The sequence below is a fragment of the Bacillus sp. 7894-2 genome (assembly GCF_002272225.1).
Classification (GTDB): domain Bacteria; phylum Bacillota; class Bacilli; order Bacillales; family Cytobacillaceae; genus Cytobacillus.
In genome coordinates this window covers 56110-72035 of the sequence record NZ_NPDG01000019.1, presented here as the reverse complement: position 1 = coordinate 72035, position 15926 = coordinate 56110, and the positions used below count along the sequence as shown (strand labels likewise).

Annotated in this window: 17 protein-coding genes; 12 read left to right on the top strand and 5 right to left on the bottom strand. The window is 41.8% G+C overall.

The features are described from left to right. Positions 1 to 42 precede the first annotated feature (42 nt). From CHI10_RS04195 to CHI10_RS04170, 6 genes are all read left to right on the top strand, one after another. A complete protein-coding gene (locus CHI10_RS04195) occupies positions 43 to 996 on the top strand; it encodes an EamA family transporter (RefSeq protein WP_095243075.1) in 954 nt (317 codons plus the stop codon). Positions 997 to 1275: 279 nt separating this feature from the next. Further along, positions 1276 to 2277 (top strand): LLM class flavin-dependent oxidoreductase, encoded by a 1002-nt coding sequence (locus CHI10_RS04190; RefSeq protein WP_095243074.1) that lies wholly within the window; start codon positions 1276 to 1278, stop codon positions 2275 to 2277. A 341-nt stretch (positions 2278 to 2618) separates the two neighbouring features. Continuing rightward, complete coding sequence (locus CHI10_RS22590) at positions 2619 to 2753, top strand: hypothetical protein (protein ID WP_095243073.1); 135 nt, start codon at positions 2619 to 2621, stop codon at positions 2751 to 2753. After that, a complete protein-coding gene (locus CHI10_RS04180; RefSeq protein ID WP_095243072.1) occupies positions 2750 to 4312 on the top strand; it encodes a spore germination protein in 1563 nt (520 codons plus the stop codon). The genes CHI10_RS22590 and CHI10_RS04180 overlap by 4 nt, the downstream gene beginning before the upstream one ends. 24 nt (positions 4313 to 4336) lie before the next feature. Further along, positions 4337 to 5428 carry a spore germination protein gene (locus tag CHI10_RS04175; RefSeq protein ID WP_095243071.1) on the top strand — a complete coding sequence of 364 codons (1092 nt, stop codon included), beginning with the start codon at positions 4337 to 4339 and terminating at the stop codon, positions 5426 to 5428. Continuing rightward, positions 5425 to 6594: a Ger(x)C family spore germination protein gene (locus CHI10_RS04170; protein WP_095243070.1), complete on the top strand. Its 1170-nt coding sequence runs from the start codon at positions 5425 to 5427 to the stop codon at positions 6592 to 6594. Before CHI10_RS04175 ends, CHI10_RS04170 begins: the two co-directional genes overlap by 4 nt. Before the next feature lie 36 nt (positions 6595 to 6630). Here the strand turns inward: CHI10_RS04170 and CHI10_RS04165 are convergent, their stop codons facing one another. Then, entirely contained in the window at positions 6631 to 7359 is a 729-nt protein-coding gene (locus CHI10_RS04165) for a hypothetical protein (RefSeq protein WP_286137113.1), read from the bottom strand. 258 nt (positions 7360 to 7617) lie between these two features. Here CHI10_RS04165 and CHI10_RS04160 point away from each other — a divergent pair, with 258 nt between their 5' ends. Next, positions 7618 to 8499 carry a LysM peptidoglycan-binding domain-containing protein gene (locus tag CHI10_RS04160; protein WP_483294947.1) on the top strand — a complete coding sequence of 294 codons (882 nt, stop codon included), beginning with the start codon at positions 7618 to 7620 and terminating at the stop codon, positions 8497 to 8499. 32 nt (positions 8500 to 8531) lie between these two features. On the opposite strand, the gene CHI10_RS04155 is transcribed toward CHI10_RS04160, so the two are convergent. Beyond that, positions 8532 to 8756: a hypothetical protein gene (locus tag CHI10_RS04155; RefSeq protein ID WP_095243068.1), complete on the bottom strand. Its 225-nt coding sequence runs from the start codon at positions 8754 to 8756 to the stop codon at positions 8532 to 8534. 181 nt (positions 8757 to 8937) lie between these two features. On the opposite strand from CHI10_RS04155, the gene CHI10_RS04150 reads away from it, so the two are divergent. The 4 genes from CHI10_RS04150 (at position 8938) to CHI10_RS04135 (ending at position 11431) form a co-directional block, all read left to right on the top strand. Beyond that, positions 8938 to 9363, top strand: a complete 426-nt coding sequence (locus tag CHI10_RS04150; protein WP_095243067.1) for a VOC family protein — start codon at positions 8938 to 8940, stop codon at positions 9361 to 9363. A gap of 74 nt (positions 9364 to 9437) precedes the next feature. After that, the gene (locus CHI10_RS04145) at positions 9438 to 10001 is read left to right on the top strand and encodes a GNAT family N-acetyltransferase (RefSeq protein ID WP_095243066.1); all 564 of its coding nucleotides are present in this window, start codon (positions 9438 to 9440) and stop codon (positions 9999 to 10001) included. 200 nt (positions 10002 to 10201) lie between these two features. Beyond that, a complete protein-coding gene (locus CHI10_RS04140) occupies positions 10202 to 10843 on the top strand; it encodes a DUF6944 family repetitive protein (protein ID WP_095243065.1) in 642 nt (213 codons plus the stop codon). Positions 10844 to 10855: 12 nt separating this feature from the next. After that, a complete protein-coding gene (locus CHI10_RS04135) occupies positions 10856 to 11431 on the top strand; it encodes a DUF6944 family repetitive protein (RefSeq protein ID WP_095243064.1) in 576 nt (191 codons plus the stop codon). A 180-nt stretch (positions 11432 to 11611) separates the two neighbouring features. On the opposite strand, the gene CHI10_RS04130 is transcribed toward CHI10_RS04135, so the two are convergent. From CHI10_RS04130 to CHI10_RS04120, 3 genes are read right to left on the bottom strand one after another with little or no spacing between them, the layout of a single operon-like run. Continuing rightward, positions 11612 to 12703 carry an acetyl-CoA C-acyltransferase gene (locus CHI10_RS04130; RefSeq protein ID WP_179288952.1) on the bottom strand — a complete coding sequence of 364 codons (1092 nt, stop codon included), beginning with the start codon at positions 12701 to 12703 and terminating at the stop codon, positions 11612 to 11614. Beyond that, positions 12699 to 14150, bottom strand: coding sequence for an AMP-binding protein (locus CHI10_RS04125; protein WP_095243062.1), 1452 nt, complete (start codon positions 14148 to 14150; stop codon positions 12699 to 12701). Before CHI10_RS04125 ends, CHI10_RS04130 begins: the two co-directional genes overlap by 5 nt. 33 nt (positions 14151 to 14183) lie before the next feature. Further along, on the bottom strand, positions 14184 to 14747 hold the full coding sequence (locus CHI10_RS04120; protein WP_076257922.1) for a biotin transporter BioY: 564 nt from the start codon (positions 14745 to 14747) through the stop codon (positions 14184 to 14186). Between the two features lie 298 nt (positions 14748 to 15045). Between CHI10_RS04120 and CHI10_RS04115 the strand changes: the two genes are divergently transcribed. Beyond that, complete coding sequence (locus CHI10_RS04115) at positions 15046 to 15864, top strand: alpha/beta fold hydrolase (RefSeq protein WP_095243061.1); 819 nt, start codon at positions 15046 to 15048, stop codon at positions 15862 to 15864. Positions 15865 to 15926: the final 62 nt, after the last annotated feature.

Below are 15926 nucleotides of genomic sequence, written 5' to 3'. Positions count from 1 at the left end.
GTTTATTATAACACTATTATTATATTTAAGGTGGAGTCGAACATGAAAGGACGTTCAAGGAGTACGGGTTTATTGCTCGTTATTTTTGGAGCTTCATTCTGGGGTGTTGGCGGAACTGTTGCCCAAAAGCTTTTTCAGGAATTCGGCATCTCAGTTGATTGGCTTGTCACAGCCCGGCTTCTGATCGCTGGTGTGCTACTCTTAGCCGTACAATTTTTGCTGAAGGATCGCTCACAGGTGTTTGGAGTGTGGAAGAATAAAAAAGCAGCTATCATGCTTTTGATTTTTGGCCTGGCGGGAATGCTGGCCGTACAGTATACCTATATGGCTTCCATTCACCATGGCAATGCGGCTGTTGCCACGCTGCTTCAATATTTGGCACCAGCTATGATTATCATTTATCTGGTCCTGCGTAAGCAATCGGTGTTTACAAGACAGGATTTGGTGACCGTGTCCCTTGCTTTAGCGGGGTGCTTTCTTCTATTGACCAATGGTTCTGTTTCTCAGCTGTCCGTACCCTCACCTGCGATTGTATGGGGAGTTCTATCCGGTGTGGCACTGGCGTTTTATACGTTGTATGCCGTCCCGCTGCTGAAGGAGTATGATTCCCTTGTCGTGGTTGGCTGGGCGATGGTGATTGGCGGATTTGCATTGAGTTTCATCCATCCCCCATGGGAAATGGATTTCGGCAGCTTAACGGCTGAAGCATTCCTGTATTTGGTTTTCGTTATTATTTTTGGAACGATGCTTGCGTTCTGGTTCTACATTGAAAGTCTCCAAACGCTGTCTCCGACCGAAACCAGTCTTTTAAGCAGCCTCGAGCCGCTTGCCGCAGTATTTACGACGGTTATCTGGCTGAACGAACCATTCGGCCTATTTCAATGGGCGGGTACTGCCTGTATTTTTGGCATGATTCTGCTGCTGGCTATGAGTAAGAAAAAACCGGCAAAAACCAGTGATTCTGCTGAAAATGAAGAACCATTAAGAGTGAGCTGAGAGCCAGTCCCTTTCGCAGGGGCTGGTTTTTTCTTGCTTAGGTTTGGGTGCGGCAGGACATGATTTCTTTGAGGAAATTTGGTATTCGCTCATAAACCGAAGGAAATCGCTCATAAAATAAGTTTTTTGCTCATAAAAAACAAAAAACGCTCATAACCACTGCCATTTCAAATTTTAATAAATTCTCCGCTGTAATTTTGCCCACACTAAGCATTATATTTTCCTAAATTTATTTCGGTTGTTAAAATAAAGTCAATTCTTCATGAAGGAGATTAAAAAATGACCAATATACAAATACCTGTTTCTGTTTTAAACCTTGCCCCGATACGAGAGGGGAAGGACAGCAGGCAGGCCATCGAAGATCTTGTTGATCTGGCCCAGGCAACAGAGGAAATGGGCTACAAACGCTATTGGATAGCGGAGCACCATAATACCCCGACACTGGTCAGTTCCGCCACGGCTATTTTAATAAAACATGCATTAGAGCATACAAAGACGATTCGCATAGGTTCCGGCGGAATTATGTTGCCGAACCATGCACCATTAGTGGTTGCCGAGCAATTCGGAACAATGGCGACCATTTATCCGGATCGGGTCGATTTGGGCCTTGGAAGGGCACCTGGAACGGATATGATGACGGCTAATGCACTTCGCCGTTCAAAAAATGATTCTGTTTACACATTCCCTGAGGATGTGAAGCAGCTGCTGACATACTTTGGTCCTTTAGAGGAGCAGAGCTATGTAAAAGCACACCCGGGTGTTGAAACGAACATTCCCATTTATATTCTTGGTTCTTCGACAGATTCAGCGTATTTGGCTGCTGAGCTGGGGCTTCCATATGTGTTTGCTTCACACTTTGCTCCAAGGTGGATGGAGGATGCCATTCGGATCTACCGTGCCAACTTTAAGCCTTCGCAGTATTTGGATAAACCATATATGATGGTCTGCTTAAATGTCATTGCTGCAGAAACGGATGAGGAAGCTGAATTCCTGTCAACCACGATGAAACAGTTTTTCCTGAATGTGGTCAGAGGGACTTCCATGAAATTGAGCCCTCCGGTCGAAGATCTGGACTCTATCTGGAACCCAATGGAAAAGGAAGCGGCAGAGGGGATGTCAAGCGTCACCCTTATGGGCAGCAAAGAAACTGTCAAAGGACAGCTGGAGCAGTTTCAGAGTATGTACAATGTAAATGAAATTATGGCGGTTTCTTATATTTACGATGAAGAAAAACAAAAACGTTCCTATGAAATATTGAAAGAAATAACGGACGGCAAATGAGCGGGGAAATATTCCCCGCTTTTTTTTCTTTGCCTCCAGCGATGGCTGCCTCCCCAAATCACCGCTAGTCGGGCTCGGAAAGGCTTTTTCCGCTTTTCATATTTCTCGGGAAAGCGCAGGATTAGACTATTCTTGCGCTGATAGGTCGGAAAATGGCTCTTTATGGCGAAACTGATTTTCTTACCTGAAAAATCTTAAGACTGCATCGTGAGCTCTATAAAAAATTCTTTAAACATGGTATTTGAATGGATGTTTGTATGCAAAAAGTGGAAGCCTAATTACAGCAGTTATAATTCCTATATTATGCAGCTTTATTTTAGGTAATTTAAAGGGTGAATAAAATGTGGAATACCATCGTTTCCCATCTGCCTGACTGGGAGATTTTCGTGCAGAGTTTTGCAGTGCTGATTGTCCCTATAGGGATTTCAGCATTGTTTAGAAAAATCGGGCCTTCAAAGGATGGTTCTTTACAATGAAGATCTACCAGATAAATAAGAAACCATTAAAAACCAATACCATTAAACATAGCAAGATAAAGGAAAATGAACCTGCTTACAGCCTTTGGGGTGATATTCATAAAGATCTGGAAGTGTTCAAAAAGGAGATCGGCCATAATTCAGACGTTCATTTTCGGGAATTTAATATTGGGCTTACGGGAATTCGAGGTGCACTAATCTTTATAGATGGCCTTTCAGATAAAGAACTGATTGATAAACATATCTTGAAGTCCCTAATGCAGGATTATACAGATACGCAGCATGATGGCAGACAAGACGAAAAAGAGAAATATACAGTCGATTATATAAAAAGTCATATTCTATCCCTCAGTGACATTCATGCTGCCTCTTTTATAAAAGAAGCGGTTCCGTCAATCTTAAAGGGATCTGCCGTGCTTCTGGTTGAAGGATCCAAAGAAATGCTTATATTGGGTACAGCAAACGGGAAAACACGAAGTATTGAAGAGCCTGTTTCCGAGCAGGCTGTCAGAGGGCCGCGTGAAGGATTCACGGAAAATCTTAGTGATAATACAGCTCTTTTAAGGAGAAATGGCGGAACAGAAAAGCTGACATTCTCAAAGTTTATCGTCGGAAAGCGCTCCAAAAAAGATCTTATTGTTGCTTATATAGAAGATATTGCAAATCCATCAATAGTTGAGGAAGTTAAATCGAGAATCCGGGAAATTGACATCGACAATGTGATGGAATCAGGGTATGTCGAACAGCTTATTGAGGATAATTACATTAGTCCATTCCCCCAGGTGCAAAATACTGAACGGCCTGACAGGGTAAATGCTGCTTTAATGGAAGGGAGAGTCGCCATACTGCTGGATGGCACCCCATTTGCACTCCTGGTTCCTGTAACATTCAGCATGATGCTTCAAGCATCTGAAGATTATTATGAACGGTGGATTTCCGGCTCACTCATCCGATTATTGCGTTTTGTTGCCATCTTTATTTCACTTTTTGGGCCAGCACTTTACATCTCTTTTGTATCATTCCATCAGGGGCTGATCCCGACTAAATTAGCTATGTCCATTATTGGCACCAGAGACGGGGTACCTTTTCCTTCTATAATAGAAGCTCTGATTATGGAAGTGGCAATTGAAATTCTTCGTGAGGCCGGGCTTAGATTGCCTAAGCCAATTGGTCCGGCAATCGGCATTGTCGGTGCTTTAATTATTGGAGAGGCAGCAGTTTCAGCCGGAATTGTCAGCCCGATTATGGTCATAGTAGTTGCGGTTACTGCCATTTCATCTTTTGCTATTCCTGAATACAGCTTGGGGATTTCTCTACGCTACCTTCGATTTGCAGGTATGTTTTTTGCTGCTGTGTTTGGTTTATATGGAGTCATTTTGTTTTTCCTTTTGCTTAGCAGCCATTTAGTCAAGCTCAAAAGCTTTGGTGTTCCCTATATCAGCCTGGCGGTGCCATATCGGCTGAGTGACTGGACGGACTTTATCATTCGGTTTCCGTTAAAGGTATTAAAACAAAGGCCAAGTATGCTTCATCCAAAAGATCCCACTCGGAAAGGATAAACTATTACACTGGAGGTCATCCGCTTGAAAATTGGTTCTGAGGAAAAGCTTTCAAGTGCTCGAGCAACAATCATCCTGGTTAATTATATTCTTGCTGCAGGCATCCTTACGCTTCCGCGAACTTCTGCAGAAAAATTGGAGTCGCCTGATGTTTGGATAACGGTTATTCTGGGTGGTCTTTTTGCTATGTGTGCCGGCGTAATAATCGTAAAGCTTAGTCAAAGATATCCGGGGAGAACTTTTTTTATATACAGTCAGGAAATTGCAGGAAAATGGGCCGGCAGTTTCCTCAGTTTGCTCATGGTCACTTATTTTTTTAGCCTTGCTGCCTATGAAGTAAGGGTACTTTCAGAAGTAACAAGTTTATTTTTGCTTGAAGGCACCCCTATTTGGGCAATCATTATGCCTTTTATGTGGATAGGTCTTTATCTGATCACCGGTGGTATTGATCCAATTGCCCGGTTATTTGAGCTGATTCTTCCAATTACGGTCATCATTTTTTTGATTGTCATAAGCATGAGTATTGGAATCTTTGAACTGGATAATCTCCGTCCGGTTTTAGGTTCGGGAATAACACCTATTATAAAAGGTGTGGGTACAACGGTTTTCGCTTTCTTGGGAATCGAGATTATGCTTGTCATTGTCGCTTTAATGGATAAGCCATCACAGGCAGTGAAAGTAGTGCTAATTGGAACTGGAACTTCGATGTGCTTCTATTTGATTACAGTGGTGATGGTTATAGGAGCGCTGTCTGTGGATGGAGTTTTAACGAAAACCTGGCCAACAATTGATCTGATTAGAAGTTTTGAAATTCAAGGCCTCATTTTTGAAAGATTTGAGTCCTTATTGCTGATCATTTGGATCATGCAAATTTTTACTACCTTTACCATCACCTTTTATGCAGCTTCGCTGGGTCTTTCTCAAGTCTTTAAAAAGAATATTGGACCTATTCAATTTGCCCTGCTGCCTGTTATCTACCTGATAGGCATGATTCCTGTAAATATGAATGAAGTTTTTGCCATGGGCGATTTGATTGGAGTTACAGCCTCACTATTATTCGTTGTTCTGCCCCTCGCCCTGCTTATCATTTCAAAAATAAAGGGTGTTAAAGCATGAGGCTGACTCAGGTTGTTCAAATTTTTTTATCTCTGACGCTAGTAATGATCTCTTTATCTGGCTGCTGGAGCAGCAAAGAAATTGAAGAGCTTGGACTGATAATAGGTACGGCAATTGACTTGAACAATGAAGGGGAAAATGAAGATCAGCAAAGCGGTCATGTTTTCAAACTAACGAATCAGCTTATTACGGCAGAGACAGCCAATAATGCAACAAATGGCGGAGAATCACAAGTGAGCGCATATAAAAATATTACGGAATCAGGAGATGCGGTTCTCCCTGCTGTGAGAAAAATGATTCTGCGAAATGACAAACGTGCTTTTGGAGAACATGCAAAAATCATTGTTATTGGGGAAGAACTTGCCCGCAGCTATAATCTTGAACAGGTGCTTGATTTTTTTCGAAGAGAACAGGAGTTGCGGCCAAGTACGCTAATTGTTATTGCCGAAGGGAGTGCAAGTAAAACCCTGGAATCTAACGAGCCAACTGTAATTCCTGCAATTCAGCTTGTCGAAATGATTAAAAGTATGGAACGAACCACGAAAATCCTTACTCCCACACCAATGGCTAAAATAGAAGGGCAGCTGAATTCAGGAAAAAGCTTTCTATTACAGGCCGTTGCGACAGAAAATAACGGCAGAAAGCTTACAGGTGCTGCAATGATTGACGGAAATACGAAAACCCTCCGCGCATTCTTGAATGATAAGGAAACTGAAGGAGTAACCTGGATAAAAGGGAAAGGAAAAGGAGGGCTTGTAAGGAGCTACGATGAAGAGGCCAATCAGCACATCGTTTATGAGAGTTTGTCCATGAAAAGTAAAATTAAACCTTCAGTAAAAGGAGATTCGATTTCTTTCACGGTTACAATTGAAACTGAAGGGCGTATAGGTGAGCAATGGGATATTAACGGAAAGGCAATTGACAGCAAATACATGAAAAGAGCGGAGAAAGCTACAGAAAAAGAAATTGAGCGTTTGGCGGAAACGGTATTAGAGAAAACGCAGGAAGATTATAAAATGGATGTGCTGGGATTTGGAAGAAGCCTTCAAATCATCTACCCTCAAGTGTGGGATAAGGTTAAAAATAATTGGGATGAAACGTTTAGCGAGATACCGGTTACATTCAGTATTAACGTCTCTATAAAAGAAATGGGGACATCAGGTTAAGTTGAAGGGCGGCTGCGGTTGAGAGCAGCTGCCCTATTATGATTCAATATTTTCTTCTTTATAAAGTGAAGGATTGGCTGCCGTATTCAAGCTCTGTGCAGACGCCCACAGATTTGCCAGGAAGCGCGGCATCATCTGCTGTGACGGAAGAGTGCCATATCTGGAAAAGTAAACAAACAGCTTCAAATAAGTTCTTGCATTATTCGGCAGGTGAATTTCCCTTGCGTAGTATTCATTTTCTGTATAGGTTGCAAAAGAGCGGGTTTCAAAACCGGAAATAAACCGGGTGATCTCTCCTTTGTATTCATTTTGAATGTAATGGATCCTTTTTATTATTGTGGGGTCATCAGAGCCATCATAATTAGCAAGCTTGGCTTGCCGGTATGCGGGGACAGATGCCAGGTTATCAGTAAGAGCAAGTGCATGTCCGTACGCTTTATCATGACCTTCATAAAGTGGCCGGATATCTGCACTCTCCATTAAATCCACTAAACGCAATTCCTCATTTTTTAAATAGGGCGGCCTGAAAATCTGTCTGGAAAGCTTAAGCTCATCAAGTGAATCACATACAAATGAAGTGAAAAAATACCACTGGCCATTGTCATCCAGGCTGATATCATAATCCTGCCCTTTAATTTCTATCTGGTAATCAATGAAGCGGTCTTTACGGTCGAAGGTAAAATCAAATTGTTCTTTTTCTGCTGGTCTAAACCCATATGGAGTTTGAATCGGTACACAGATTTCTGAGAAGTATTGGTTTTTCATGCTGATTCACACCTTACATTTCTTTTTTTCTGCTATAGAAAATACCCTGCAGATTTCTTTATCATGCCAAAAAGAGAGGATAATTTTCTTTAGTTATACAAAAATAATAAAAATCGAATGGAAAGGACATTGAGTATGAAAAAATGTATATTTCTTTTCCTCAGTCTCGCAGTGTTCTGGCAATTGAATTGGAGCGCTGCACATGCCGAAAACAATCCCCGCAATATTTATGATGTAAAACAGGGGGATACCTTGACATTGATTGCAAAAAAATACGGATCAACTGCAGGGGACTTAAAACTATTTAACGGCCTGCAGTCAGACAGGCTTTTGGTCGGGCAAAAGGTGCGTGTCCCGATCATGTACAAAGTGGCATCCGGAGATACACTCTGGAAGCTGGCGGAAAAATTTGATTCAAGTGTGCGTATATTTAAGACAGCAAATGGACTATCCTCCAATGCTATAAATACCGGGCAAAAAATAAAAATTATTCCAAAGAAATTAGCCATGGATGGAAAGTTTGTCCTCATGACAAGAGAGGAATTTCGGGATTGGATTTTCAATCAGAAATTTACGAGGAAAGTGGCAAAAGTTCAGCAGCATCACACTTATCAGCCATCATACAAACAGTTCAATGGCACAAATCAATTTGCGATAATGAAGGGGATGGAGGAGTATCATGTAAGCGGCATGAAATGGAGCATGATCAGCCAGCAGCTGACCACTTTCCCAGATGGAAAGGTGGCAGTGGGAAGGCCGTTCGATGTGGCCCCTGAAGGATCATTCGGCCTGCAGAATAAAGAAGCGATGCACAAGATCGAAGCGGATGCGATAGCGATCGAAAATCTCGGTGATTTTGACTCCAATCAAATGACTGCCGAACAAAAAGAAACGATCGTGACTGTCACAGCTCTCCTGATGCTGAAATATGGCCTGACACCATCCATTGACAGCATTACCTATCACCATTGGTGGGATATTAACTCAGGTGAGAGGGTGCTTGATAACACCCAAGGCCATGCAGTTAAAACCTGTCCCGGAACAAAGTTCTTTGGCGGAAATTCCACTGACAGCGCAAAGAATAATTTTTATCCTTTAGTCCGGAAAAAAATGCAGGAGATTAGAGCAACACTGCATTAAAATAGAAACCCGCAGTTCGCTGCGGGTTTCTTTTATCTTTTCTTTTTCTTCTTTTTATCATCTGCTGCTGCAAGCTTCGCTTTGTTTACACTTTCGAGTTCCACCTGTACATGAATTTTATTTTCCTCTACTGCCATTACACTGGTTACTTTGCCTTTGCGTCCCTTGATTCTAACCTCTTCACCTTCATTTGGAACACTTTTGCGAAGCTGATTTAATAATACATTTTTCCCATCAAGATAATACACCGTAAACATTCTCATCTCACCTTTGTCTATGGAATGTGGTACAAGTTCCTGCACCATTTCTATAAAATATAGACTAAGGGATAAAAATAGACCGTTTTTTTAAAAAAATGTTGCGAACGTTTGTTCCTGGTTGTATAATAAACTTGCATCGAATGTTAAGAAAAATGAAAATATTTGGGAGATGATGAAAATGACAGTAAGAGTGATTCCTTATTTGGTGATGGACGGAAATGCGAATGAAGCGATTGAATTTTACAGAGAAGCGCTCGAAGCAGAAGTTTTGTATAAGCAAACATTTGGGGAAAGTCCCGATAACCCTGAATATCCACTCCCTGAAGAAGCAAAGAACCGCATTATGCATGCCACTCTAAAGGTTGGGGAGAACGAACTTATGTTTAGCGATACATTCCCGGGCCAGAATCATCAAACGGGCAATCAAGTGACCATTTGCCTTTCAGCATCAGATCCTGAAAAATCGAAGAAATTTTTTGAAGCTCTACAGCAGGGCGGCCAAGTCAGTATGCCTCTTCAGGAAACTTTTTTCAGCCCTGCATATGGCAGCGTAATCGACAAATTCGGAGTGAATTTTCAAATCTATACAGAGGGTGAGCATTAATTAACTGAATGAGCCATTCTTTTTAGGGAAGAAATGGCTCTTTTTGAATTATTTCATTAGAGAAGGCGATTGATGTGATTATAAAACCGAAACAATACATAGTTAAAAATTTGAGTTATACGATAAGATCTGCTGTCGAGGAAGATGCTAAGAAACTGTCAGAAGTAAGAGCGCAGATTGATGGAGAAACGGAGAACATGGATCGGGAAGCAGGTGAAGGATACATAGATGAAACAGGTTTCAGAGAATTAGTTAATAAAGATTCCATTAGTGAACGTAATATATTTTTGGTAGCGGAGGTAAATGGAAGAATTGCCGGCTTTTCCAGATGTGAAGGCAGCGAACTGAAACGAAGCAGGCATAAAGTAGAATTTGGAGTATGTGTGCTAAATGAATTCTGGGGCTTTGCAATTGGAAAAAACCTTTTAGCTCAGTCTATTCAATGGGCTGAGGCTAATCATATTAAGAAGATAACCTTATATGTTCTTGAAACAAATGAGAAAGCGATTAAGTTATACGAGCAGTATGGCTTTGAAATTGAAGGGGTATTAAAAATGGATAAGCTGCTGTCTGATGGGAACTATTATAGCACCATGGCAATGGGAAGGATTACAGATAATAATTGTTGCTCACATTGAGCAAGAAGGGGACATATGAAGGAGTAAATGCCTAAATCACGGCGGAGTCCCTTGAAACAATATGGTTTGCTGTTTTGATACAAATCAAGATTACAGTATCCGGACACCGAAAACGCCACTCTTCATTAACTCTTCATTAACTTCGTACCCATGAAAAAAATTTGAATATAATATAACATACGTCAGCTAAGGAGTATGTTATGGACAATCAACTAAAAGAGGTCGTCGGAGCCGCTTTAGCTGCCATTGGTACGATCATTTCAGCTGTCTCAACCATACCCGCAAAGTCAAAAAAAATGGAAAAACTGTTTGATGGCTTTGATATTGTGGGGAATAGCCTCCAGGCAACAGGAAATGCCCTTGAAGCAGATGGACAGGGTGAACCATCTCTCGAAAAGGCAGGCAATGAGATACAGGCTATTGGAAACATTACCGTCATTGCTGGATTAACTTTGGATTTAGAGGAGAAATATGAAGATAAATTAGTGATTGCAGGAAACTGGATTCAGGCACTTGGCGGAGCCACCGCACTTGGAGACGAATTTGAAGATCCTACTGCGGCAGGTCAGCTATTTAATATATATGGCAACCTGCTTCAGGCGATTGGCAATTCTCTGCAGGCAATTGGGAGAACTATAAATCTCAGAGAAAAAGAGAGGGGAGAATCGGGAGATAGCGCAAATAATATTATTGCCGCAGGAAGCTGGATACAGGCAGTTGGTTCTGTATTATCACTAATTGGCCAGCTTCAAGAGGAGAATCAGGAGACTTCTTCTGGAAGCAGTGATAAAAGCGATGAGCCGAGCTCAAAATCTTCTGTGGAGAATGAAGAAGTTATTTAGAGAGGGGTAATCATGTATCTGGAGGGCGATGACTTATTAACGATCGGAGCTTATTTCTTGGTTACGGGCACATTTATTTCAGCGATTGGCGAAACCATGAAGCCGGACGAAAGCAATGTGAACAAAATATTAATACGGGACGGTAACGGTGTCCAGGCTGTTGGCAATAGCCTGCAGGGGTTTGGCAGGATAAGCTTGGCTGAAGGAAGTGAACCAGCTAATTTATATGGAATTATTGGGAGCTTTACGCAGGCAGGCGGGAATTCCATTAACTCGGCTGCAAACAATATTGAAATTCAGAATCCCTCTGTTTCTGTATCGGGATTCAATTCGCTGGGCAGTACCATTCAATCCATGGGAGCCGCATTGGAAGCTTCGGGAGTTGGAAATGAAGAAAACAATATGCTTAGGAATCTCAAAACGCTGGGCTACTCTTTAATTTCCATCTCGGCCATTCTGGACGCTATAGGAATTCTTATAGAAGATGAAACGAGCATCCAAAAAAGAGTTCTGCTGGCTGCAGGAGGCTGGCTGGAATTCATTGGTGCGGTTCTTGGCGCTTATGTGATCCTTCAGGCAGCTGAATAAGCTGCATATTTTGCAAAAAAAGAGAAAATGCATGGATAACATTGTGATATCAGTTGATATTTGTCGACTATCAATCTGCTAGCAGTTGATAATTTTGTGCTATTGGGTCGGTTTCTGTCTAATTTCAAGCAGAAAAATAACCTGGAATTATACTTCTCCAGGCTATCCTTCAAACTTCCATTAAACTGTCTCAAACAAAATAGCAACGCCAACGCCGCCTCCACTTCCAATGGCAGCTAATACATATTTGGAAGAAGGTCTTCTTTGGACATCATAAAATAATTTTGAAATCATCACAGCACCTGAAGCTCCATAAGGGTGGCCAATGGTAAGAGCCCCTCCATTAACATTCAGTTTTTCATAGGGGATTGATAGCTCATGGGCGCATGCTGCAATTTTGGAAGCGAAAGCTTCATTAATTTCGATTAAATCAATATCGTCAATGGTTAAATAATTTCTTTCCAGGATTGCCTGAATGGCTGGAACAGGTGCAAATCCCGGATAGTTTGGGTGTACACCAGCAACGGCACTATCGGCAAAACGGAGAATGGGTTTGTATCCATTTTTAATTGCTGTTTCTTCCTCCATCACCAAAACAGCAGCTGCCCCGTCATGGATGCCGCAGCTGTTGGCTGCTGTTACAGTGCCATCCTTTTTAAATATTGGCTTGGCTCGTTTTAAAAGAGTATCCATTTTTCTCTTTTTGAAAAACTCTTCATCCTGTGAAAGGCTTCCAAAGGGAAGCAGCTCGTCTGCCAGGATTCCATTTTCAAAAGCCCTCCAGCTCCGTTCATAGCTTAATTTAGCATAGGCATCCTGAGCTTCTCTTGTTATGTCGTGCTTTTCGGCAACATTTTCCGCAGCAGTACCCATATCCGGGTCACCAACTTTGTCTGGGGAGAAGCGGGCCCTTTTGGAAAATGGGGAGGTGCTGGCACTTTCCGTACCTCCCGCTATATAACAAGTACCAGCTCCGCCCTGGATTAGAAAGCATGCCAACCGAATGGCCTCGAGACCGGCACTGCATTGCCTGTCCAGGGTCAAGCCCGGGACGGACAGAGGGAGTCCTGCTTCCAATGCAGACAAGCGGGCAATATTGCCGCCGGGTCCCACAACATTGCCTAAAATGACATCATCAATTTTTTCTTCCAGGTCTCCTGCCAGATATTTCAGCAGCGGGGCAGCAAGTTCATAAGGCTCGCAGTCCTTCAGCATGCCATTTACTTTTCCAATTGGCGTTCTTTTTGCTTGTACAATCACGGCTCTCTTAATGGCTGATCACCTTTCTTTCGATAAAATCCTTCAGTTGGGCTCTGGCGATTTTCCCGCCTGCTGTGTAAGGCATTTTTTCTATGAAGATCCATTTGCGCGGCACTTTATAGGATGCCAGATGATTTTTGCATAGGCGTTTTAACACAAGGGCATCTGTATTGCCTTTGATGACAGCCACTGCAATTTCGCCCCAGTATGGATCTTTCAGACCAATTACAACAGCCTCCTCGACAGCAGGATGCTGGCTAATCACTTTTTCGATTTCTTCCGGGAAGATATTAATGGCACCATATAAAATCATGTTCTTCTCCCGCCCGCTGATATATAGATATCCTTCTTCATCAACATAGCCCATATCATCAACAGTTGCCCATCCATCTTGATCCTGGATGGTATGTATGGCGTCATTTAATAGGTACCCGTCGAAAATAAGGTCGCTCCTTACATAAATTTTACCGATTTCATAGGGAGTTAGCTTTTCACCCTTTGTTCCTTTGATTTCGATTTCAACACCATGACAAGGCCTACCGACTGATTCTGCCTTCTGCTCATTCCCATGAAAGGTGATATAACTTAACTCACTGGCTCCATAAAACTCAATCATCGAAAGCTTAGGAAACATTTTGCTGATTTCTTGTTTTGATGTTTCGTCCCATTTTGCACCTGAAGAAATAATTTTGACCGGCTTCTCTAGGATTCTCTTTTCTTTTAATATAGCTGACACCATTGTCGGAACCGTATAAAGTGCAGTGATTGGCTGCTCCTCCATACAAAAGAGGGTCATGGCTGCATGGAATTTATCAAGCAGGTAAACTGTTCCGCCTGTACAAAGGGTACTAACCGCGCCATACAAAAAATGAGAGTGAATGAGTGCTCCTGGAATCAGGACATGTTCCTTTTCATTCATTTTAAAATCATGCTCATTAACCTTGAAGCTGGCAGCCCAGGATGTATGGGAGCGGATAAATGCCTTTGGACTGCCGGTCGTACCGGAAGTGAATCCCATATAAAATGGATTATTTCCTTCTGTATCGATGTGAAATGAAGAGCTTTGACGGTTTATGTACTCCAGTGCATCCTCCAAAATGATAACGTAAGGGTGCATCTGGGCAATCTGATTATAATATTCCTTAACCGTGATAACGATAGAAGGGGGCGATATCCCGATCCGCTCATTAAGTTCCTCGGCCTTCCATTTTAAGTCGTAGGGAACAGCTGTCCATCCAGCCATGGCGGCCCCGGTGAATAATTGCAAAAATGGGATCCCATTTGGCAGAAGAAATCCCGCTGTCTTATTATCAAACGAGAAAGACTTTAGCCAATTGGCGGTTTTGCATAGGAGAGTGTTCCATTCTTTATAATTTAAAGATCCGACTGTCGTAACGATTGCGGATTTGCCGGGAGATTCTTCAGCGAATTTTTTAATGTTGGCTGTAATATTCGTCAAGGGTGTTCCTCTCCTTATGGAAAAGGAGACACTTTAAAGTGTCTCCAGAGATTTAGAAAATTGCTTATTGATAATCGGGTGCTTAAGCAGTCTGTATACAAGGAATGAAGCAAGAGTTGCTTTCAATACATCTCCAGGGATATAAACAAGGCTTAATTTAATAGCTTCTGCCAGAGGAATATTCATCATAAAGGCCTGTACCGGAATACCAAACAGATAGATTAGGAATATTCCGACAGTCAAGTTTATGAGAAGGATATTCATTAACTTTAAAGTTTTGAAGTGTGAAAGTAAGTAGCCGATAAAAAAGGCTGTTACCGGGTAGGAAATTAAATAGCCGGCGCTTGGACCAAAGAAAACCCCTATGCCGCCGCGGCCGCCCGATAATAATGGAGCACCGGCTGCAACCAGCAGTAAAAACACAGCCATGCTGATTCCGCCCAGTCTGGCACCTAAAATACCACCGGCTAAAAGGACACCAAGTGTCTGTAAGGTAATCGGAACGGGTGTAAAAGATAGCATGATTGGTGGAACAAGACCGAGTGCTCCCATTACTGCTGCAAATAAAGCCACGTATGTCATCTCTTTAACTTTCATAATAACTCTCCAATTCAGATTAATAGGTTAACTGGTTTTATTTTATGGTTAACATAAAGCTTTGTCAACCTGGAGAATATCTTTGTTTACATTCATATATTTAGATTTAATAGGGTTTAATTTGCTGGCAGGCATTTACACTTTTTAGGTTGAGTCAGCAGCTTGTTAACGGTGGTAAAGATTTAATAGGATTTAATATATTTTGACTATTCAGTTGACTATTGCCAAATATGATTTATGATTAGGGTAACCAAAACGATGTTTTACTTACAAAACGAACATATGTGGAGGTTAAAAGATGGCATTTGTTAATGTGAAAGATTTCATGATTCATTATGAGGTTAAGGGAAACGGGGAGCCACTTGTTATTCTGCATGGGCTGGGAAACAATTCGCAATCCTGGAAAAAGCAGCTGGAAGAGCTGAGTAAGGACTTTACTGTTATCGCATGGGATGCCCCTGGTTACGGAAAGAGCTCGGATCCTAAAGTAGAATTTACACATTTCAGCCAATTTGCTGATGTTTTGAAAGACTTTATTGAAGGTTTAAATTATAAATCTGTCAATCTATTAGGTCATTCAATGGGATCAGCCATTGCTCTTGATTTCTGCAGCCGTTATCCAGATATGGTGAACAGGCTGATCATTGCCGATGCCACTCGAGGCGCAGCAGGACAGAGTCATGAAGAAAATGAAAGAAAACTGAAGAACCGCTTACATAATATTGAAACATTGAGTCCAATGGAATTGGCTCAATTAAGAGTTAAAGAACTTCTTGCACCAAATCCCAATCCAGAAGTTAAAAAGGAAGCGGAGCGTATTATGTCCCAGGTAAGGCCAGCAGGTTATCGCTCTGTGGCTTATTCACTGTCAAATTTAGATCAAATGGACATTTTGCCTTCCATTGCGGTTCCTGTCCTTATTATTTGCGGGGCGTTGGATAAGGTGACTCCTGTCAGCGAATCAGAAATTTTCCATCAGTATATCCCTAATTCTATACTTAAAACGATCCCGAAAACAGGGCATTTATGCTATCAGGAGGATCCTGCCTATTTTAATTCCATAATACTGAATTTCTTGCAGGGCTGCTACCAAAAGGAAGAATTAGTTGAAAAATAATAATAGGTAATATTTCCTGTTTCTTATCCAGTTTTGTTAATATGTTAGTAAAAAAAATAGGA